15 protein-coding genes are annotated in these 19,898 nt (G+C 71.9%); 13 read left to right on the top strand and 2 right to left on the bottom strand.

Annotated features, from left to right (window positions below; genetic code table 11):
- Nucleotides 1-9 precede the first annotated feature (9 nt).
- Nucleotides 10-984, top strand: coding sequence for an ATP-binding cassette domain-containing protein (locus tag ACFQ6S_RS25235; protein WP_383413928.1), 975 nt, complete (start codon nt 10-12; stop codon nt 982-984).
- A complete protein-coding gene (locus ACFQ6S_RS25230; RefSeq protein WP_383413925.1) occupies nt 981-1,802 on the top strand; it encodes an ABC transporter permease in 822 nt (273 codons plus the stop codon). Before ACFQ6S_RS25235 ends, ACFQ6S_RS25230 begins: the two co-directional genes overlap by 4 nt.
- Nucleotides 1,803-1,894: 92 nt before the next feature.
- Here ACFQ6S_RS25230 and serC read toward each other — a convergent pair whose 3' ends face one another.
- Nucleotides 1,895-3,013 (bottom strand): phosphoserine transaminase, encoded by a 1,119-nt coding sequence (gene serC / locus ACFQ6S_RS25225; protein WP_383413922.1) that lies wholly within the window; start codon nt 3,011-3,013, stop codon nt 1,895-1,897.
- Nucleotides 3,014-3,174: 161 nt separating this feature from the next.
- Between serC and ACFQ6S_RS25220 the strand changes: the two genes are divergently transcribed.
- The 3 genes from ACFQ6S_RS25220 to ACFQ6S_RS25210 all read left to right on the top strand — a co-directional run bounded on the left by ACFQ6S_RS25220 (nt 3,175) and on the right by ACFQ6S_RS25210 (nt 8,494).
- Nucleotides 3,175-6,078, top strand: coding sequence for an FAD-binding and (Fe-S)-binding domain-containing protein (locus ACFQ6S_RS25220; RefSeq protein ID WP_383413919.1), 2,904 nt, complete (start codon nt 3,175-3,177; stop codon nt 6,076-6,078).
- Between the two features lie 142 nt (nt 6,079-6,220).
- Nucleotides 6,221-7,354, top strand: coding sequence for a lipid II:glycine glycyltransferase FemX (locus ACFQ6S_RS25215; RefSeq protein WP_383413916.1), 1,134 nt, complete (start codon nt 6,221-6,223; stop codon nt 7,352-7,354).
- Between the two features lie 132 nt (nt 7,355-7,486).
- Nucleotides 7,487-8,494, top strand: a complete 1,008-nt coding sequence (locus ACFQ6S_RS25210) for a DMT family transporter (RefSeq protein ID WP_383413913.1) — start codon at nt 7,487-7,489, stop codon at nt 8,492-8,494.
- 45 nt (nt 8,495-8,539) lie between these two features.
- Here the strand turns inward: ACFQ6S_RS25210 and ACFQ6S_RS25205 are convergent, their stop codons facing one another.
- Nucleotides 8,540-9,481, bottom strand: coding sequence for a hypothetical protein (locus tag ACFQ6S_RS25205; protein WP_383413911.1), 942 nt, complete (start codon nt 9,479-9,481; stop codon nt 8,540-8,542).
- A gap of 246 nt (nt 9,482-9,727) precedes the next feature.
- Between ACFQ6S_RS25205 and ACFQ6S_RS25200 the strand changes: the two genes are divergently transcribed.
- The 8 genes from ACFQ6S_RS25200 (at nt 9,728) to ACFQ6S_RS25165 (ending at nt 19,850) form a co-directional block, all read left to right on the top strand.
- Nucleotides 9,728-10,522 carry a TIGR03084 family metal-binding protein gene (locus ACFQ6S_RS25200; RefSeq protein WP_383413908.1) on the top strand — a complete coding sequence of 265 codons (795 nt, stop codon included), beginning with the start codon at nt 9,728-9,730 and terminating at the stop codon, nt 10,520-10,522.
- Entirely contained in the window at nt 10,519-12,222 is a 1,704-nt protein-coding gene (locus ACFQ6S_RS25195; RefSeq protein WP_383413906.1) for an acyclic terpene utilization AtuA family protein, read from the top strand. Before ACFQ6S_RS25200 ends, ACFQ6S_RS25195 begins: the two co-directional genes overlap by 4 nt.
- Complete coding sequence (locus ACFQ6S_RS25190; RefSeq protein ID WP_383413903.1) at nt 12,219-13,817, top strand: acyl-CoA carboxylase subunit beta; 1,599 nt, start codon at nt 12,219-12,221, stop codon at nt 13,815-13,817. The genes ACFQ6S_RS25195 and ACFQ6S_RS25190 overlap by 4 nt, the downstream gene beginning before the upstream one ends.
- 10 nt (nt 13,818-13,827) lie before the next feature.
- Nucleotides 13,828-15,672, top strand: a complete 1,845-nt coding sequence (locus ACFQ6S_RS25185; protein WP_383413901.1) for a biotin carboxylase N-terminal domain-containing protein — start codon at nt 13,828-13,830, stop codon at nt 15,670-15,672.
- A gap of 82 nt (nt 15,673-15,754) precedes the next feature.
- On the top strand, nt 15,755-16,894 hold the full coding sequence (locus ACFQ6S_RS25180) for an acyl-CoA dehydrogenase family protein (protein ID WP_383413899.1): 1,140 nt from the start codon (nt 15,755-15,757) through the stop codon (nt 16,892-16,894).
- Nucleotides 16,895-16,930: 36 nt separating this feature from the next.
- Nucleotides 16,931-18,508 carry a 4-coumarate--CoA ligase family protein gene (locus ACFQ6S_RS25175; RefSeq protein ID WP_383413897.1) on the top strand — a complete coding sequence of 526 codons (1,578 nt, stop codon included), beginning with the start codon at nt 16,931-16,933 and terminating at the stop codon, nt 18,506-18,508.
- Nucleotides 18,505-19,239: an enoyl-CoA hydratase family protein gene (locus ACFQ6S_RS25170; RefSeq protein ID WP_383413894.1), complete on the top strand. Its 735-nt coding sequence runs from the start codon at nt 18,505-18,507 to the stop codon at nt 19,237-19,239. The genes ACFQ6S_RS25175 and ACFQ6S_RS25170 overlap by 4 nt, the downstream gene beginning before the upstream one ends.
- Nucleotides 19,227-19,850, top strand: a complete 624-nt coding sequence (locus ACFQ6S_RS25165) for a TetR/AcrR family transcriptional regulator (RefSeq protein ID WP_383413891.1) — start codon at nt 19,227-19,229, stop codon at nt 19,848-19,850. Before ACFQ6S_RS25170 ends, ACFQ6S_RS25165 begins: the two co-directional genes overlap by 13 nt.
- Nucleotides 19,851-19,898 lie beyond the last annotated feature (48 nt).

Here is a 19,898-nt window from a genome sequence, read left to right as displayed (position 1 = left end):
GGGGGACCCATGGGGGACGACGGATACGCGGTACGGGCCGAGGGGCTGGAGAAGCGCTACGGCGAGAAGCGCGCACTCGACGGCTTCGATCTGGCCGTCCGTGAGGGGACGGTGCACGGGCTGCTGGGCCCGAACGGCGCCGGCAAGACCACGGCCGTGCGCATCCTGTCCACACTGATCAGGCTGGACGGCGGCCGGGCGACGGTGGCCGGTCTGGACGTGGCCCGGCACTCGCGCCAGGTGCGGGCGCGGATCGGCCTCACCGGGCAGTACGCGGCCGTGGACGAGGTGCTCACCGGCCGGCAGAACCTGGAGATGTTCGGCCGGCTCTTCCATCTGGGCGGCAGGCGCGCGAAGTTGCGCGCCACCGAACTGCTGGAGCAGTTCGACCTGACCGACGCCGCCGACAAGGGCGTCGGCAAGTACAGCGGCGGCATGCGGCGCCGCCTCGACCTCGCCGCCTCCATGATCCTCGCCCCGGCCGTGCTCTTCCTCGACGAGCCGACGACGGGGCTCGACCCCCGCAGCCGGGGCGAAGTCTGGGAATCGGTGCGGGCGTTGGTGGCGGGCGGCACGACCGTGCTGCTGACCACGCAGTACCTGGAGGAGGCCGACAAGCTGGCCTCGCACATCACCGTCATCGACCAGGGGCGGGCCATCGCGGACGACACCCCCGACGGGCTGAAGAACCTCGTCGGCGGCGACCGTATCGAGGTCGTGGTCGCCGAGCGGTCCGACATCCCGCGCGTGGTGAAGGTGGTCGCCCGGGTCTCGGACGGCGAACCCGAGGCGGACGAGGAGGAGTCGCGGGTGCACGCCCCGGTCACCGACCGGGTGTCCGCCCTGACGGAGGTCGCGCGGACGCTGCAGGACGAGGGCGTCCAGGTCGAGGACATCGGGCTGCGCAGACCCAGCCTCGACGACGTGTTCCTGCGCCTGACCGGACACCGCACCGAGAAGACCGACAAGGAGGCCGTCGCATGACCGCCGTAGACCTGACCGTCCCGGCCACGCGCAGCCGCCTGTACTGGACCCTCGCCGACGTCTGGAACATCGTCCGGCGCGGCCTGACCCACTACCAGCGCCAACCGGTCAACATCGCCTGGCAGCTGGGCTTCCCGATCCTGTCCGTCCTGCTCTACGGCTATGTCTTCGGCAGCGCCATGAAGGTGCCCGGCGGCGGGGACTACAAGGACTTCCTGATGCCGGGCATGTTCGTGATGACCATGGCGTTCGGCTTCATCAACACCGCGACGCTCGTCGTCTACGACTCGACGAAGGGGGTCATCGACCGTTTCCGCTCGATGCCGATGGCCTCGTCGGCGGTGGTCGCCGGGCGCGGGATCACCGATCTGCTGGCCGCCTGCGCGGAGTTGGCGATCATGATGCTGACGGCCTTCGCGATGGGCTGGCGCCCGGACGGCGGGCTCGGCTTCCTCGGCGCTTTCGGGCTGCTGCTGTGGCTGCGGTTCGCGCTGATCTGGATCGGCGTGTGGCTGGGTCTGCTGGTCCCCAACCCGGAGGCCGCCGGTGGCCTGTTCGCCGTCGCCTTCCCGCTCACGATGATCTCCAGCATCTTCGTCGCGCCGCAGCTGATGCCCGACTGGCTGGGCTGGGTGGCGGCGTGGAACCCGATCTCCTCCACGGCCGCGGCCAGCCGCGAGCTGTTCGGCACGCCGGGCGGGGGCGGGGACTCCTGGGTCGAGCAGCATGCGCTGCTCATGGCCGGGGTGTGGCCGGTGATCCTTACGGCGATCTTCCTGCCGCTGGCGGTGCGGAGGTTCCAGAAGCTCAGCCGATGACGTGGTGGCCGGTGGGCTTCGCGGTCGGGGGGCGGGCACGAGAAAGGGCGCCCGGTGTTCGCCGGGCGCCCTTCATCGTCGTAGCGAAGTGATCAGAGCTTCTCGATCACGTAGTCGACGCACTTCGTCAGGGCCTCGACGTCCGCCGGGTCGATCGCCGGGAACATCGCGACGCGGAGCTGGTTGCGGCCGAGCTTGCGGTAGGGCTCGGTGTCGACGATGCCGTTGGCGCGCAGGACCTTGGCGACGGCGGCGGCGTCGATCTCGTCCGTGAAGTCGATCGTGCCGATGACCGCCGAGCGCTTGGCCGGGTCGGTGACGAACGGGTTGGCGTACTTGATGTCCTCGGCCCAGCCGTACAGGGTGCGGGCGGAGGTGGCCGTGCGGCGGACCGCCCAGTCCAGGCCGCCCTGGCCGTTGATCCACTCCAGCTGCTGGTTGAGCAGGAAGAGGGTGGACAGGGCCGGGGTGTTGTACGTCTGGTTCTTGCGGGAGTTGTCGATCGCCGTGGGCAGCGAGAAGAACTCCGGGACGTGACGGCCGGACGCGTGGATGCGCTCGGCGCGCTCGATCGCGGCCGGGGAGAAGACGCCGATCCACAGGCCGCCGTCGGAGGCGAAGGACTTCTGCGGGGCGAAGTAGTAGACGTCCGTCTCCGACACGTCCACCGGGAGGCCGCCGGCGCCCGAGGTGGCGTCCACCAGGACCAGCGCGCCCTCGTCGGCGTCGGCCACGCGCTTGATCGGCATGGCGACGCCGGTGGACGTCTCGTTGTGGGTGAAGGCGTAGACGTCGACGCCGGACTGGGCGACCGGCTCGGGGTGGGTGCCGGGGTCGGACGTGATGACGTCCGGCTCGGCCAGCCAGGGAGCGAGCTTCGCGGCCTTGGCGAACTTGGAGCTGAACTCACCGAAGGTGAGGTGCTGCGACTTGTTCTCGATCAGGCCGTGGGTCGCGATGTCCCAGAAGGCCGTCGAGCCGCCGTTGCCGAGGACGACCTCGTAGCCGTCGGGGAGCTGGAACAGCTCGCTGATGCCCTCGCGCACCTGGCCGACCAGGTTCTTGACCGGGGCCTGGCGGTGGGAGGTGCCGAGCAGGGAGGTTCCGGTGGCGGCCAGCGCGTCCAGCGCTTCCGTCCGCACCTTGGAGGGGCCCGCGCCGAATCGTCCGTCGGCGGGCTTGATGTCAGCGGGAATCTGGATCTCAGCCACGGTGGGAGCGTAGCTGTTTCGGGAAACTTGGGTGAAACCTCGTCCGTCGGGTGAGACGGGGTTGTCGCGGCCGTGAGCTGGGGGCCGGCGCTCCCAGACCCCCGCTTCGGCCCCGAACGGGCCTTGTCCTCAATCGCCGGACGGGCTGATTGAGTGGACGCATGTCGGAACTTGAGGCGGAGCTGCGCAGGGTCGTCCGGGGCGAGGTCGGGTTCGATGTCACCTCCCGGGCGTTGACGACCATGGACGCGTCCAACTACCGACGCGTCCCGTTGGGTGTGGTGGCGCCATATGACGCCGACGACGTCGCAGCCGTGCTGGAGGTGTGCCGGGACCATATGGTGCCGGTCGTGGCGCGGGGTGGAGGCACATCCATCGCGGGCCAGGCCACCGGCACCGGCGTCGTGCTGGACTTCACCCGCCACATGAACCGTCTCCTTTCCCTGGACCCCGAGACCCGCACCGCCGTCGTCCAGCCCGGCCTGGTCCTCGACCGCCTCCAGGAGGCCGCCGCCCCGCACGGGCTCCGCTTCGGACCCGACCCCTCCACCCACAGCCGCTGCACTCTCGGCGGAATGATCGGCAACAACTCCTGTGGCTCGCACTCGGTGGCCTGGGGCACGACCGCGGACAGCGTGCGGGAGCTGGACGTGATCGGCGGACGCGGGCAGCGGCTGCGGCTCGGACAGGGGTGGGCCGGTGCGCCGCAGGGGCTGCGGGAGGTGGTGGACGGGGAGTTGGCCCGGCTGCGGACCGGCTACCCCGAACTGCCCCGCCGCATCTCCGGATACGCGCTCGACGCGCTGCTCCCCGAGAACGGCGCCGACGTCGCCCGTTCCTTCTGCGGGAGCGAGGGCACCCTCGGCATCCTCACCGAGGCGGTCGTGGGCCTCGTGGAGGCGCCACGCGCGCGTGCGCTCGCCGTGCTGGCGTACGCCGACGAGGGCGCGGCCGCGGAGGCGGCGGCCGGACTGCTGCCGTACGGGCCGCTGACGGTGGAAGGCATGGCGGCCGACCTCGTGCCCTCGCCCCATGCGCTGCCGCGGGGCGGGGCCTGGCTGTTCGTGGAGACGGGCGGGGAGTCGGAGCGGGAGGCACGCGCGCGTGCGGAGGCGATCGTGCGGGCCGCCGATGTCGTCGACTCGCTCGTCGTCACCGATCCGGCCGGGCAGCGGGCCCTGTGGCGCATCCGGGAGGACGCGAGCGGTACGGCGACGAGGATGGCCGACGGCAGCGAGGCATGGCCCGGCTGGGAGGACTGCGCGGTGCCGCCGCAGCGGCTCGGGGCGTATCTGCGCGACTTCCGGGCGCTGATGACCGCGCACGGGCTGCGCGGGACGCCGTACGGGCACTTCGGGGACGGCTGCATCCACGTCCGGATCGACTTCGACCTGCTGACGGAGGCAGGCATCGCCCGCTTCCGGCGCTTCTCGGAGGAACTCGCCGAGGTCGTCGTGGCGCACGGGGGCTCGCTGTCCGGGGAGCACGGGGACGGGCAGGCGCGCGCCGAGCTGCTGCCGAAGATGTACGGCGAGGAGATGGTCCGGCTCTTCGAGCGGGCCAAGGGCGTGTGGGACCCGGACGATCTGCTCAACCCCGGGATGCTGGTGCGACCGGCCCCGCTCGACGCCGACCTGCGTTTCTCCGTCCTGCCCCGCGAGCCGGTGGACGTGGCCTTCGGCTACCCGGCCGACGGCGGTGACTTCTCCGCCGCCGTACGGCGGTGCGTGGGCGTCGCCAAGTGCCGTACGACATCGGCCACCGGCCCCGCCGTCATGTGCCCGTCCTTCCGCGCGACCGGCGAGGAGGAGCACTCCACGCGCGGGCGTGCCCGGCTGCTGCACGAGATGCTCGCCGGGGAACTGGTGACCGACGGGTGGCGGTCGACCGAGGTGCGCGACGCGCTGGATCTGTGCCTGGCCTGCAAGGGCTGCCGGTCCGACTGTCCGGTCGAGGTCGACATGGCCACGTACAAGGCGGAGTTCCTGCACCACCACTACGAGGGACGGCGGCGCCCGGCCGCGCACCACAGCATGGGCCGGCTGCCGCAGTGGCTGCGCGTCGTGGCACGCACGCGTACCGCGTTCCTGGCCAACGCCCTGGCCCGGGTGCGGCCGTTGGCGTGGGCCGCGAAGCGGGTCGGCGGGATCGCGCCCGAGCGGGAGCTTCCGCGGCTGGCGACGCGGACGTTCAGCCGGTGGTGGGAGGGCAGGGCGAAGGCCCCCGTCGGCGGTGCCGGCGAGCTGGTCATCCTGTGGCCGGACACCTTCACCGAGCACCTCTCGCCGTCCGTGGGGCAGGCGGCCGTACATGTGCTGGAGGCGGCCGGGCTGCGGGTGGCGCTGCCGCCGACACTGCGTCTGAGGACGCCGTCGGGCGGGGCGGGGGTGACCGTGGCGATGGATCCGGTGTCCCTGCTACGGGGCCGCGAGCGCGTCTGCTGCGGGCTGACGTACGTCTCCACGGGCCAGCTCGACCGTGCCCGCGCGGTGCTGCGCCGCACGCTCGACCTCATGGAACCGGTGCTGGAGACGGCCGCCCCGGTCGTCGTCCTGGAGCCGAGCTGTGCGGCGGCGCTGCGCGCGGACCTGCCGGAGCTGCTGCACGACGATCCCCGGGCCCGCCGGCTGGCCGACCGTGTCCTGACCTTCGCGGAGGCGCTGGAGCGGCTCGCCCCCGAGTGGACGCCGCCCCGCGTGGACCGGGCGGCGGTCGGGCAGACCCACTGCCATCAGCACGCGGTACTGGGCGACGCGCCCGACCGGCGGCTGCGCGAGGCCGCGGGGCTGTCCGGGGAACTCAGCGGCGGCTGCTGCGGTCTCGCGGGCAACTTCGGCTTCGAGAAGGGGCACTTCGGGGTGTCGGTGGCGTGTGCGGAGGAGCGGTTGCTGCCGGCCGTCCGGGAGGCGGGGGAGAGCGACGTGGTGCTGGCGGACGGGTTCTCCTGCCGGACGCAGCTGGAGCAGCTGGCGGGGGTGCGGGGGCGGCATCTGGCGGAGGTGCTGGCGGACGGGTTGGAGAGGGCCGAGGAGGCGGACGGGGTCGCGCGGCCGGGGAGTGCGTGAGTTTCCCCGACGTACGCCGTCGTCCGGGCCGGCCTCACGGCCACCGGGGTGAGCCTTCACGACCAGTGCATCCTGGTCCGCTTCGGGCGCGGGGCCGCTTCGTAGGCTGACCCCACCCGGCAACGCACAAGGAGTCCAGCCCGTGACCCAGCCGCCCCTGCGTCTTCAGCCCCTCACCCGCGACGAGCACCTCGCCTTCGTCGCGTCCCGCCCCTCCGCCAGCCACACCCAGCTCCCCTCCTGGGGCGATGTGAAGCCGGACTGGACGGCGGAGAGCCTGGGCTGGTTCGACGCGGAGGGGCGACTCGTGGGGGCGGGACTCGTGCTCTACCGCCCGCTGCCGAAGCTGAAGAGGTACCTGGCGTATCTGCCCGAGGGGCCGCTTCTCGACTGGCACGCCCCCGACCTCGTCGAGCGGTGGCTGGCGCCGATGCTCGCGTATCTCAAGGGCAAGGGCGCCTTCTCCGTGAAGATGGGCCCGCCCGTGGTCGCGCGGCGCTGGAGCCCCGACGCGGTGAAGGCGGCCATCGCCGACCCGGCCGCCCGGCGACTGGGGGACGCGGAGCCGACGTCGTACGAACCGGGAGCGCAGGACATCGCCGAACGGCTGCGGCGGTCCGGCTGGCGGCAGACCGAGCCGGGCGGCGAGGACGGCTTCGCCGCCGGACAGCCGCGGTACGTCTGCCAGGTGCCGTTCGCCGGGCGGTCGCTGGACGACATCCAGCACGGCCTCAACCAGCAGTGGCGGCGCAACATCAAGAAGGCCGAGAAGGCGGGCGTGAAGGTCGTGCGGGGCGGCTACGACGACCTGCCCGTCTTCTACGACCTCTACGCCGAGACCGCCGAGCGGGACCGTTTCATCCCCCGCCCGCTGCCCTACTTCCAGCGCATGTGGAACGCCCTCACCGCCGAGCACCCCGACCGCATGCGGCTCTACCTCGCCCATCACGACGGCGACACCCTCGCCGCCGCCACGATGCTGACCGTCGGCACCCACGTCTGGTACTCCTACGGCGCCTCCACCGGCCGCAGGCGCGAGGTCCAGCCCAACAACGCCATGCAGTGGCGCATGATGACCGACGCCCACGAACTCGGCGCCGCCGTCTACGACTTCCGCGGCATCACCGACACCCTGGAGGAGTCCAACCACCTGCTGGGCCTGCTGCGGTTCAAGGTGGGCGCGGGCGGTGAGGCCGTCGAGTACCTGGGGGAGTGGGACTTCCCGCTCAACCGCATGCTGCACAAGGCGCTGGATCTGTACATGGCCCGGCGGTAGCCCCACCCGGACCCGCTCCGTCCATACTCTGGGACAGTGGCATAACAGGTTCACACACCTGACGAAGTCCACTACCCTGGACTTGGAAGTACAGCATGATGCACGCATCCGAGCCAAGCCCTTGGAACGCCCGTGAGCACCCCTGACACCGCCACCACACCCTCACCGACCCGCGCCGCACCGGCCGTCGCCGAGCCGACCGCCGGTGGCCCGCGGCGCTGGGGCGCGCTCGGCCCCGTGGGCCTGGTGCTCGCCGGAGGCGTCTCGGTGCAGTTCGGCGGCGCCCTGGCGGTGAGCCTGATGCCGCGGGCCGGTGCGCTCGGCGTGGTGGCGCTGCGGCTGCTGGTGGCGGCGGTCGTCCTGCTGGTGGTCTGCCGTCCCCGGCTGCGCGGTCACTCCCGTACCGACTGGGGCACGGTGATCGTCTTCGGCATCACCATGGCCGCGATGAACGGCCTCTTCTACCAGTCGGTCGCCCGCATCCCGCTGGGCGCCGCGGTCACCCTGGAAGTCCTCGGCCCGCTCGCCCTCTCCGTGCTGTCGTCCCGTCGCGCGATCAACGCGGTCTGGGCCGGGCTCGCGCTCGGCGGCGTCTTCCTTCTCGGCGGCGGAGGCTTCGACAGCCTTGACCCCGTAGGTGTCGCCTTTGCCCTGGGTGCCGGCGCCATGTGGGCGGCCTACATAGTCTTCAGCGCCCGTACGGGCCGACGGTTCCCCCAAGCCGACGGGCTCGCGCTCGCGATGGCGGTGGGGGCCGTACTGTTCCTGCCCCTGGGCCTCGTCGAGTCGGGTACGAAGCTCACCGACCCGGTGACAATCGGCCTGGGCGCGGCCGTGGCGATCCTCTCCTCGGTGCTGCCCTACACCCTCGAACTCCTCGCCCTGCGCCGCATGCCCGCGGCGTCCTTCGCGATCCTGATGAGCCTGGAGCCGGCCGTCGCCGCCACAGCCGGCTTCCTCGTCCTCGACCAGGCCCTCTCCGCCGTCCAGGCCCTGGCCATCGCCCTGGTCATCGCGGCGAGCATGGGGGCGGTGCGTACTCAGGTGGGGCGGGGGAAGGCCAAGCTCGTGGAGGCCGAGCACATGGCGGCCGCCGGATCCGGGGTCCCCATGAACGCCGTCGAGCCCGAGAAAGGCTAGGCGCGTTCCCGGGCTGTCACCCCGGAGCCGGCGGCGACTTCCGGATCACGCCGAGGGTGCGGGCCCCGGCGTCTGTTCGCGCATCAGCAGATCCCGGACGACCAGGCCGTGCCGGGAGCGCAGTCGGCTCAGTTCCACCAGTCCCACCACGGTCACCGAGACCGGGGCGCCCAGCATCAACAGGATCCGGACCGGGGTCGGCACACCCGCGTAGGCACCCGTGAACAGGTCGACCAGGGCCAGCTCCCACACCAGCGTCATGGCCAGCAGCGGCGGCATCGTCTCGTGGATGTCGGCGGTGCGGAAGACGTGGACGAGGGCCAGTCCGACGCCCCAGACGATGAAGGGCACCACCCATACGAAGATGACCAGGCAGACGATGACCGTCACGGCCGTCATCAACGGGTTGGTCGCGAAACGTCCCTCGACGAAGCCGGTGAGTACGACCACCGGGAACACGAACACCGCGCCGATCAGCGCCACGATCGCGCCGAAGGGCTTGGCGGCCCGGCGCAGCAGCTCCCGCCGGGCCGTGTCCGGCACCAGGGCGAGCAGGATGCCCACGGCGACCGGGAACGTCACGGACAGCATCAGGACACTGATCCAGGACTGGTCGGCGCGCTTGTCGACGGCGTCCCCGATGGAGTCCGCGATCTTGTAGGTGACCGACATCCACACCATGGCGGCCAGACCCACAACCGTGCGGACCTTCTGCATCTGGACCACCACGGGGTCCTCGACGATGCCCGGCCGGGACGGCTTGAACACCCGGCGCGCGGTGTGGATGGGGCCGAACCTCTGCCACAGCCGAGCCAGCGGGCCGGGCGCCGGTTGCGGGAGCGGGTACGGCGGCTGGGGGTGGGGTGGGTAGGGCTGAGGTGTGTAGGGGTGCGGGACCTGGGGCGGATACGGGCCGGGTGTCGGCGGATACGGCTGCCCGCTGTTCGGGTCGTAGGGCGGCTGCCCGCCCGGATTCCAGTTGCTCATCCGTGTGTCTCCCCCGATATGACCGATGCGCGCGACCGGTGTGTGTGATCGACGCGTTGCTGATGCAACAGACGCGACGGCCGAGTGTATTGAGCGCACGCCACACCGCACGCCACACCGACACCCTGCCCAGGGTGAACACTTCTCAATTAATGCAAGCATGCTTGCTTGTTTTCGTGCGCGCTGCCATGCTCCTCACCACGCCGCACCGCACCGCACACCGCCGTGCCCCGAGGGGAGCGCACCGTGTCCGATCCGACGCCCGTGTTCGACGATCTGCGCGAGGAGAGCGAGGAACTCGACCGGCTCGTCGCCGGGTTGAGCCCGCAGCAGTGGGCGCTCGCCACTCCGGCGCCAGGCTGGAGCGTCGCCCACCAGATCGCGCACCTCGGGTGGACGGACCACTCGGCGCTGCTGGCGGTGACCGACGTGGAGGCGTTCCACACGCTGGTGGAGAAGGCCCTGACGACGCCGGGGTCCTTCGTCGACGAGGGAGCGGAGGAGGGGGCCCGGCGACCGCCCGCCGAGCTGCTGGCGGGATGGCGCGAGGGGAGGGCCGCGCTCGACACGGCACTGCGTGAGGCGCCGCGCGGCGCGAAGTTCCCCTGGTACGGCCCACCCATGTCCGCCGCCTCCATGGCCACGGCCCGGCTCATGGAGACCTGGGCCCACGGTCTGGATGTCGCCGAAGCACTCGGTGTGGTGCGCACACCCACCGATCGGATCAGGCATGTGGTGTGGATCGGGGTGCGGACCAGGGACTTCGCCTTCGGGGTGCACGGACTCCCGGCACCCCTCGACGCCTTCCGCGTCGAGCTCGTCTCCCCCTCGGGCGAGTTGTGGACCTACGGCCCCGAGGACGCCCCGCAGCGCGTGACCGGCCCCGCCCTCGACTTCTGCCTCCTGGTCACCCAGCGCGCCCACCGCTCCGACCTCGCCCTGCGCGCCGAAGGCGCCGACGCCGACCGCTGGTTCGACATCGCCCAGGTCTTCGCCGGTCCGCCGGGCGAGGGCCGCGCGGCGAAGGGGGCTGCGCAGTGACGTCCGCTCCCCGACCGCTGCGGATCGGCAACGCCTCCGGCTTCTACGGCGACCGCTTCGACGCCATGCGCGAGATGCTCACCGGCGGCGACCTCGATGTCCTCACCGGCGACTATCTCGCCGAGCTGACGATGCTCATTCTCGGCCGCGACCGGCTGAAGGACCCGGGCGCCGGATACGCCCGCACCTTCCTGCGGCAGTTGGAGGAATGCCTCGGCCTCGCCCACGAGCGGGGCGTCAGGATCGTCGCCAACGCGGGCGGCCTCAACCCGGCCGGACTGGCGGACTCCGTACGGCAGTTGGCCGACCGGCTGGGCGTTCCCGTCCGTGTCGCCCACGTCGAGGGCGACGACCTCACCGCCGCCCACCCCGGCAGCCTCGCCGCGCACGCCTACCTCGGCGGCTTCGGCATCACCGCCTGTCTGCGGGAGGGCGCGGACATCGTCGTCACCGGGCGGGTGACGGACGCGGCCCTGGTCACCGGGCCCGCCGCCGCCCACTTCGGGTGGGCGCCCGGCGACCACGACCGGCTCGCGGGTGCTGTGGTCGCCGGACATGTGCTGGAGTGCGGGGCACAGGCGACCGGCGGCAACTACGCCTTCTTCCACGAGTTCCACAAGACCGGTGGCGACCTGCGCCGCCCCGGCTTCCCGCTCGCCGAGCTCCATGAGGACGGCACCTGCGTCATCACCAAGCACCCCGGCACCGGCGGCTTCGTCGACGTCGGCACGGTCACGGCCCAGCTGCTGTACGAGACGGCGGGTGCCCGGTACGCGGGACCGGACGTCACCGCGCGCCTGGACACCGTACGGCTCACCCAGGACGGCCCCGATCGCGTCCGCGTCGAGGGCGTACGCGGTGAGGCCCCGCCTCCGACCCTCAAGGTCGGCGTCAACCGTCTCGGCGGCTTCCGGGGCGAGGTCGCCTTCGTGCTCACCGGCCTCGACATCGAGGCCAAGGCCGCTCTCGTGCGCGAGCAGATGACGGACGCGCTCGCCAAGTCACCGCCCGCCGACATCCGTTGGGACCTCGTCCGCACCGACCGGCCCGACGCACCGACCGAGGAGACGGCGAGCGCGCTGCTGCGGCTCGTCGTGCGCGACCGGGATCAGGAGACCGTCGGGCGAGCGCTGGGCGGGGCGGCCGTGGAACTGGCGCTGGCCAGCTACCCCGGCTTCCATGTGCTGGCGCCACCCGGAAAGGGCTCACCCTATGGGGTCTTCGAGGATGTGTACGTCCCCCATGGTGCCGTCGACCATATGGCCGTCCTCCACGACGGACGCCGGGTCCCTGTGCCGCCGGCCCACGACACCGCCGTACTCAACGACGTGCCCGAACCACCCCTGCCGGAGCCGCTGCCGACCGGGCCCACCCGAAGCGCACCCCTCGGTCTCGTCGCGGGAGCCCGCAGCGGCGACAAGGGCGGCAACGCCAACGTCGGTGTCTGGGTGCGCACGGACGACGCCTGGCGGTGGCTCGCGCACGAGCTCACGGCCGACCGGTTCCGGGAGCTCATCCCCGAGAGCGGTCGGCTGAAGGTCACCCGGCACCCGCTGCCGCACCTCCGCGCCCTCAACTTCGTCGTCGAGGGCATCCTCGGCGAGGGCGTGGCCGCCCAGCACCGCTTCGACCCGCAGGCCAAGGCCCTCGGCGAATGGCTGCGCAGCCGCCACCTCGACATACCGGAGATCCTCCTGTGACCGTCCTCGCCTCTTCCCTGGACCCGAAGAGCCCCGAACACACGGCCAACCGCGAGGCCATGCTCGCCAAGCTCGCCGGACTCGACGCCGAGCACGCCAAGGCCCTCGCGGGCGGCGGGGAGAAGTACGTCGAACGGCACCGAAAGCGCGGCAAGCTGCTGGCCCGCGAGCGCATCGAGCTGCTCCTCGACCCCGACACACCGTTTCTGGAGCTGTCCCCGCTGGCCGCGTGGGGCAGCGACTACGCGGTCGGGGCGTCCCTCGTGACCGGTATCGGGGTCGTCGCGGGCGTGGAGTGCCTGATCACGGCCAACGACCCGACCGTGCGCGGCGGAGCGAGCAATCCCTGGTCGCTGAAGAAGGCCCTGCGCGCGAACGACATCGCCCTGGCCAATCGGCTGCCCGTCGTCAACCTCGTCGAGTCGGGCGGCGCCGACCTGCCGTCCCAGAAGGAGATCTTCATCCCCGGAGGCGCCATCTTCCGGGACCTGACGCGGCTGTCGGCGGCCGGGATCCCCACCGTCGCGGTCGTCTTCGGCAACTCGACGGCCGGCGGCGCGTACGTCCCCGGCATGTCCGACCACGTGATCATGGTCAAGGAGCGCGCCAAGGTGTTCCTCGGCGGCCCGCCCCTGGTGAAGATGGCGACCGGCGAGGAGAGCGACGACGAGTCGCTGGGCGGCGCGGAGATGCACGCGCGCGTGTCGGGTCTCGCCGACTACTTCGCCGTCGACGAACCGGACGCGCTGCGCCAGGCACGGCGTGTGGTCGCCCGCCTCAACCACCGCAAGGCGTACGGCGATCCGGGCCCGGCCGAGCCGCCCAAGTACGACGCCGACGAGCTGCTCGGCATCGTGCCCGGCGACCTGCGTACCCCCTTCGACCCGCGCGAGGTCATCGCCCGGATCGTCGACGCCTCCGACTTCGACGAGTTCAAACCGATGTACGGCACGAGCCTGACCACCGGCTGGGCGGCCCTGCACGGCTATCCGATCGGCGTGCTGGCGAACGCCCAGGGGGTCCTGTTCAGCGAGGAGTCGCAGAAGGCCGCCCAGTTCATCCAGCTCGCCAACCAGCGTGACATCCCGCTGCTGTTCCTGCACAACACCACCGGCTACATGGTGGGCAGCCAGTACGAGCAGGGCGGCATCATCAAGCACGGCGCGATGATGATCAACGCGGTCAGCAACAGCCGCGTGCCCCATCTCTCGGTCCTCTTGGGCGCGTCCTACGGCGCCGGCCACTACGGCATGTGCGGCCGCGCCTACGACCCCCGCTTCCTCTTCGCCTGGCCCAGCGCCAAGTCGGCCGTCATGGGGCCCCAGCAGCTCGCCGGCGTGCTCTCGATCGTCGCCCGCCAGTCGGCGGCCGCGAAGGGACTGCCGTACGACGAGGAGGGCGACGCGGCGCTGCGGGCGATGGTGGAGCAGCAGATCGAGTCCGAGTCGCTGCCGATGTTCCTGTCCGGGCGGCTGTACGACGACGGGGTCATCGACCCGCGCGACACCCGCACGGTCCTCGGTATGTGTCTGTCCGCCATCCACACCGCTTCGTACGAGGGCGCGCGCGGTGGCTTCGGCGTCTTCCGGATGTGAGGGATCACCAGTGATCACTTCTGTGCTCGTGGCCAACCGGGGCGAGATCGCCTGCCGGGTCTTCCGCACCTGCCGTGAGTGGGGAATCCGGACGGTCGCCGTGCATTCGGACGCCGACGCGAACGCCCTCCACACGCGCGTGGCCGACACGGCGGTACGGCTGCCGGGATCGGCGCCCTCCGAGACGTATCTGCGCGGTGACCTGATCGTGAAGGCGGCACTCGCGGCCGGCGCGGACGCGGTGCACCCCGGCTACGGATTCCTCTCCGAGAACGCCGACTTCGCGCGCGCGGTCCTCGACGCCGGACTCACCTGGATCGGTCCCGCCCCGGAGGCGATCGAGGCGATGGCGTCCAAGACGCGCGCCAAGGAGCTGATGGGCGTCGAGCCGCTGGGCGAGGTCACCGAGGCGGACCTGCCGGTCCTGGTGAAGGCGGCCGCGGGCGGCGGCGGGCGTGGCATGCGGGTCGTACGGCGGCTCGCGGACCTGGACGCCGAACTCGAGGCCGCGCGCGCCGAGGCCCACAGCGCCTTCGGCGACGACGAGGTCTTCGTCGAGCCCTACCTGGAGGACGGCCGGCACGTGGAGGTGCAGATCGTCGCCGACACCCACGGCACGGTCTGGGCGCTCGGCATCCGCGACTGCTCCCTCCAGCGGCGCCACCAGAAGGTGATCGAGGAGGCCCCGGCGCCGGGCCTGCCCCCCGAACTCACCGACTCCCTGTACGAGATGGCCGTACGCGCCGCACGGGCCGTCGGCTACGTCGGCGCCGGAACCGTCGAGTTCCTCGTCGCCGGGGACACCGCGCACTTCCTGGAGATGAACACCCGCCTCCAGGTGGAACACCCCGTCACCGAGGCCGTGTACGGCGTCGACCTGGTCGCCCTCCAGCTCCGCGTCGCCGAGGGACACGCCCTCGACGAGGAGCCGCCCCGCGCGCGTGGCCACGCCGTCGAGGCCCGCCTGTACGCCGAGGACCCGGCCCGCGACTGGGCCCCGCAGACCGGCACCCTGCACCGCCTCGCCGTCCCCGACGGCATCCGCCTGGACACCGGCTTCACCGACGGCGACGAGATCGGCGTCCACTACGACCCGATGCTCGCCAAGGCCGTCGCACACGCCCCCACGCGCGCGGAGGCGATCCGTGCCCTGGCCGGCGCCCTGGCCCGCGCCGCCGTCCACGGCCCGCCCACCAACCGCGACCTCCTCGTCCGCTCCCTGCGGCACAAGGAGTTCACGACCGCCCGCATGGACACCGGCTTCTACGACCGCCACCTCACCGAGCTCACCGAGCCGGCCCCCGACCCGCACGCCCCGCTCGCCGCGGCCCTCGCCGACGCCCACGCCCGCTCCCGCTTCGGCGGCTTCCGCAACGTCCCCTCCCAGCCCCAGACCAAGCGCTACGAGGCGGCCGGCGAGGAGATCGAGGTCCACTACCGCCACACCCGCGCGGGCCTGGAGGCGGACGGAGTGCGCGTCCTGCACGCCGACGCCGCCCTCGTCGTACTCGAAGTGGACGGCGTACGCAGGAACTTCGAGGTCGCGAGGTACGGCGACGAGATCCACGTGAACACCACCCGCCTCACCGCACTGCCCCGCTTCCCCGACCCCACGGCCCAGCACGCACCGGGCTCCCTCCTGGCCCCCATGCCGGGCACGGTCGTCCGCGTAGCCGACGGCCTGACCGAGGGCACGGCAGTGGAGGCCGGCCAGCCCCTGCTCTGGCTGGAGGCGATGAAGATGGAACACAAGATCACGGCGCCGGGCGCAGGAACGCTGACGGCCCTGCACGCCATGCCCGGACAACAGGTGACGGTCGGCGCCCTACTGGCAGTAGTGCAGCCGACCCCTTAGGGGCGCGGGGCTGTATCAATTTGCGGCTACCGCCGCGTGAGCGCGAGCAACCACACACAACCCGCAGCCGGAAGGAGCCCCCATGCCCCTCTCTCTCGAATCCGATGAACACAAGGCCCTGCGATCCGCCGTAGCCGCCCTCGGCAAGCGCCACGGCCGCACCTACGACCGCGAGACCCTCTGGTCGGAGGCAGCCAAACTCGGCTACCTCGGCGTCAACCTCCCCGAGGAGTACGGAGGCGGTGGCGACGGCATAGCCGAACTCTCCATCGTCCTCGAAGAACTCGGCGCCGCGGGCTGCCCCCTGCTGATGATGGTCGTGTCCCCGGCGATCTGCGGCACGGTCATCGCCCGCTTCGGCACCGAGGAACAGAAACGACAGTGGCTCCCGGGCCTCGCCGATGGCACCCGCACCATGGCCTTCGGCATCACGGAGCCGGACGCCGGTTCAAACAGCCACCGCATCACCACCACGGCCCGCCGCGACCCGGACAGCGGAGACTGGCTCCTGACCGGCCGCAAGGTCTTCATCTCCGGCGTCGACATCGCGGACGCGACCCTCATCGTCGGCCGCACGGAAGACGCCCGCACCGGCAATCTCAAACCCTGCCTGTTCATGGTCCCGCGCGACGCCGAAGGCTTCACGCGCCGCCAGATCGACATGGAACTGAACGCCGCCGAGAAGCAGTTCGAGCTCACCCTCGACGACGTACGGCTCCCGGCCGACGCCCTCGTCGGCGACGAGGACGCGGGCCTGCTCCAGCTCTTCGCCGGCCTCAACCCCGAACGCATCATGACGGCCGCCTTCGCGATCGGCATGGGCCGCTACGCCCTCGCCCGCGCCCTCGAGTACGCCCGCGACCGCACCGTCTGGAAGGCCCCCATCGGCGCCCACCAGGCCATCGCGCACCCCCTCGCGCAGGCGCACATCGACCTGGAACTGGCCCGCCTGATGATGCAGAAAGCGGCCTACCTGTACGACGCAGGGGACGACGTCGGCGCCGGTGAGGCCGCCAACATGGCCAAGTACGCGGCCGGGGAGGCCTGTGTGAAGGCGGTCGACCAGGCCGTGCACACCCTCGGCGGCAACGGCCTCACCCGCGAATTCGGGCTCGCCTCGTTGATAACGGCGGCGCGCGTGGCTCGTATTGCTCCGGTGAGCCGGGAGATGATTCTCAACTACGTCTCCCACCAGACCCTGGGCCTGCCCAAGTCGTACTGACCGGCGCCGTCCGGCGCCGTGTCGCGAGGAGGAACCGTGTTCCGCAGCGAGTACGCAGACGTCCCGGCCGTAGAACTCCCCATCCACGAGGCCGTGCTGGGCCGGGCCGCCGAGTTCGGGGACACGCCCGCGCTCGTGGACGGCACGGACGGCACCACCCTCACCTACGAGCAGCTCGACCGCTTCCACCGGCGCGTCGCCGCCGGTCTAGCCGAGGCGGGCGTGCGCAAGGGCGACGTGCTCGCCCTGCACAGCCCGAACACGGTCGCCTTCCCGACGGCGTTCTACGCCGCCACGCGCGCGGGTGCCTCCGTCACGACCGTGCACCCGCTCGCCACGCCCGAGGAGTTCGCCAAGCAGCTGAAGGACTCGGCGGCCCGCTGGATCGTCACCGTGTCGCCGCTGCTGGAGGCGGCACGCCGGGCCGCCGAACTCGCCGGCGGCGTCCAGGAGATCTTCGTGTGCGACAGCGCACCGGGACACCGCTCGCTCATCGACATGCTGGCGTCCGCCGCCCCGGAGCCGGTGGTCGACATCGACCCCGTGACGGACGTCGCGGCCCTGCCGTACTCCTCCGGCACCACGGGCATCCCCAAGGGCGTGATGCTCACCCACCGCCAGATCGCCACCAACCTCGCCCAGCTGGAACCCGCGATCTCGGCAGGCCCGGGCGACCGCATCCTCGCCGTACTGCCCTTCTTCCACATCTATGGCCTCACAGCACTGATGAACGCCCCTTTGAGGGTGGGCGCCACCGTCGTCGTGCTGCCCCGCTTCGACCTGGAGACCTTCCTCGCGGCCCTCCAGAACCACCGCATCACCGGCCTGTACGTCGCCCCGCCGATCGTCCTGGCCCTCGCCAAGCACCCGCTGGTCGCGCAGTACGACCTGTCGTCGCTGAGGTACATCATCAGCGCCGCCGCGCCCCTGGACGCGGCCCTCGCCGCCGCCTGTTCCGAGCGCCTCGGACTGCCGCCGGTCGGCCAGGCGTACGGCATGACGGAACTGTCCCCCGGGACCCACGTCGTCCCGCTCGCCGACATGCACGACGCGCCCGCGGGCACCGTCGGCAGGCTCATCGCCGGCACCGAGATGCGCATCGTCTCCCTCGACGACCCCGACAAGGACCTCGGCGTCGGCGAGTCCGGCGAGATCCTCATCCGCGGTCCGCAGGTCATGAAGGGCTACCTCGGCCGCCCCGACGCCACCGCGGCGATGATCGACACCGACGGCTGGCTGCACACCGGGGACGTGGGCCATGCGGACGCCGACGGCTGGCTGTTCGTCGTGGACCGCGTCAAGGAGCTCATCAAGTACAAGGGCTTCCAGGTGGCGCCCGCCGAACTGGAGGCACTCCTGCTCACCCACCCCGGCATCGCGGACGCGGCTGTGGTCGGCGCCTACAACGACGACGGAAACGAGGTGCCGCACGCCTATGTGGTCCGCCAGCCGTCCGCGACCGACCTCTCCGAGGGCGAGGTCATGATGTACGTCGCCGAACGCGTCTCCCCGTACAAGCGCGTCCGCCAGGTCACCTTCATCGACGGCGTCCCGCGCGCGGCCTCGGGCAAGATCCTGCGCCGCGAACTGCGGGCGCCCAAGGAGAGCACATGACGCTGATCGACCGGGCACGCGCGCGTGCCGTGGAAACCCTCACCCTGAACTCCCCGCACAACCGCAACGCGCTCTCGGCGGCCCTCGTGGGCGAGCTGACCGACGCGCTGACGGACTGCGCCAAGGACACCGACGTACGAGCGATCGTCCTCACCCACGCCGGCAACACCTTCAGCGCGGGCGCCGACCTGCGGGACCCGCCGCCCCCGGACGGGCTGGTGGCCCTGCTGAGGCAGATCGTCGAACTGCGCAAACCGGTCGTCGCCCGCGTCACCGGCCACGTACGCGCGGGCGGCCTCGGCCTGCTCGCGGCCTGCGACCTGGCGGCGGCGTCCCGCGAGGCCACCTTCGCCTTCACGGAGGTCCGCATCGGAGTGGCCCCCGCGGTGATCTCGTTGCCCCTCCTGCCCCGCACGGACCCCCGTGCCCTGGCCCGCTACTACCTCACCGGCGAACGCTTCAGCGCGCCGGAGGCGGCCCGCATCGGCCTGCTCACGGCCGAGGGCGAGGACGTCGACGAGACCCTCGCCCCCCTCCTCGACGGCCTGCGCCGCTCCTCCCCGCAGGCCCTGGCCGAGACGAAGGCGCTGCTCACGGCTAAGGTGCTGGAAACCTTCGACCGGGACGCGGCCGGCCTGACCGCGCTCTCGGCCCGGCTGTTCTCCTCCGCCGAGGCCCGCGAGGGGATGACGGCCTTCCTCGAACGACGGGATCCGGAATGGGTGGTGTGAGCACAGTCGGCGACCGTGCGGACCGAGTGGACCGCGTGCCCAAGCAGGACCGCAGCCGCGCCACCCGGCAGCGGCTCCTGGAAGCCGCCGTGGCCTGTCTCGCCGAACACGGCTGGGCCGGCTCCACGGTCTCCGTCGTCGCCGAACGCGCCGGCGTCTCCCGAGGCGCCGCGCAGCACCACTTCCCGACCCGCGAGGACCTCTTCACGGCGGCCGTCGAATACGTCGCCGAGGAACGCTCGACGGCCCTGCGCGCCCTGTTCCCGCAGGGTGCCGCCGGCGACCGCCGCGCGGTCGTCTCCGCCCTCGTCGACCTCTACACCGGCCCGCTGTTCCGCGCGGCCCTGCATCTGTGGGTGGCGGCCTCGAACGAGGACCAGCTCCGCCCCCGGGTCACCGAACTGGAGGCCCGCGTCGGCCGCGAGACCCACCGGATCGCGGTGGACCTGCTGGGCGCGGACGAGTCAGAACCCGGAGTCCGGGAGACGGTCCAGGGCCTCCTGGACATGGCCCGCGGCCTGGGCCTGGCCAACCTCCTCACGGACGACACGTCCCGCCGCGACCGGGTGGTGGCGCAGTGGGCGGGGTTGCTGGGGGAGGCGCTGGGCTGAGGGGGTCGACCGCGCGAGGGCCGGGACTGTCAGTGCCGGGCTGCTGGG

The organism is Streptomyces sp. NPDC056479 (assembly GCF_042795335.1).
Taxonomy (GTDB): Bacteria; Actinomycetota; Actinomycetes; order Streptomycetales; family Streptomycetaceae; genus Streptomyces.
The sequence above is the reverse complement of the archived record's forward strand: the minus strand, read 5'-3'. Positions and strand labels throughout refer to the sequence as shown.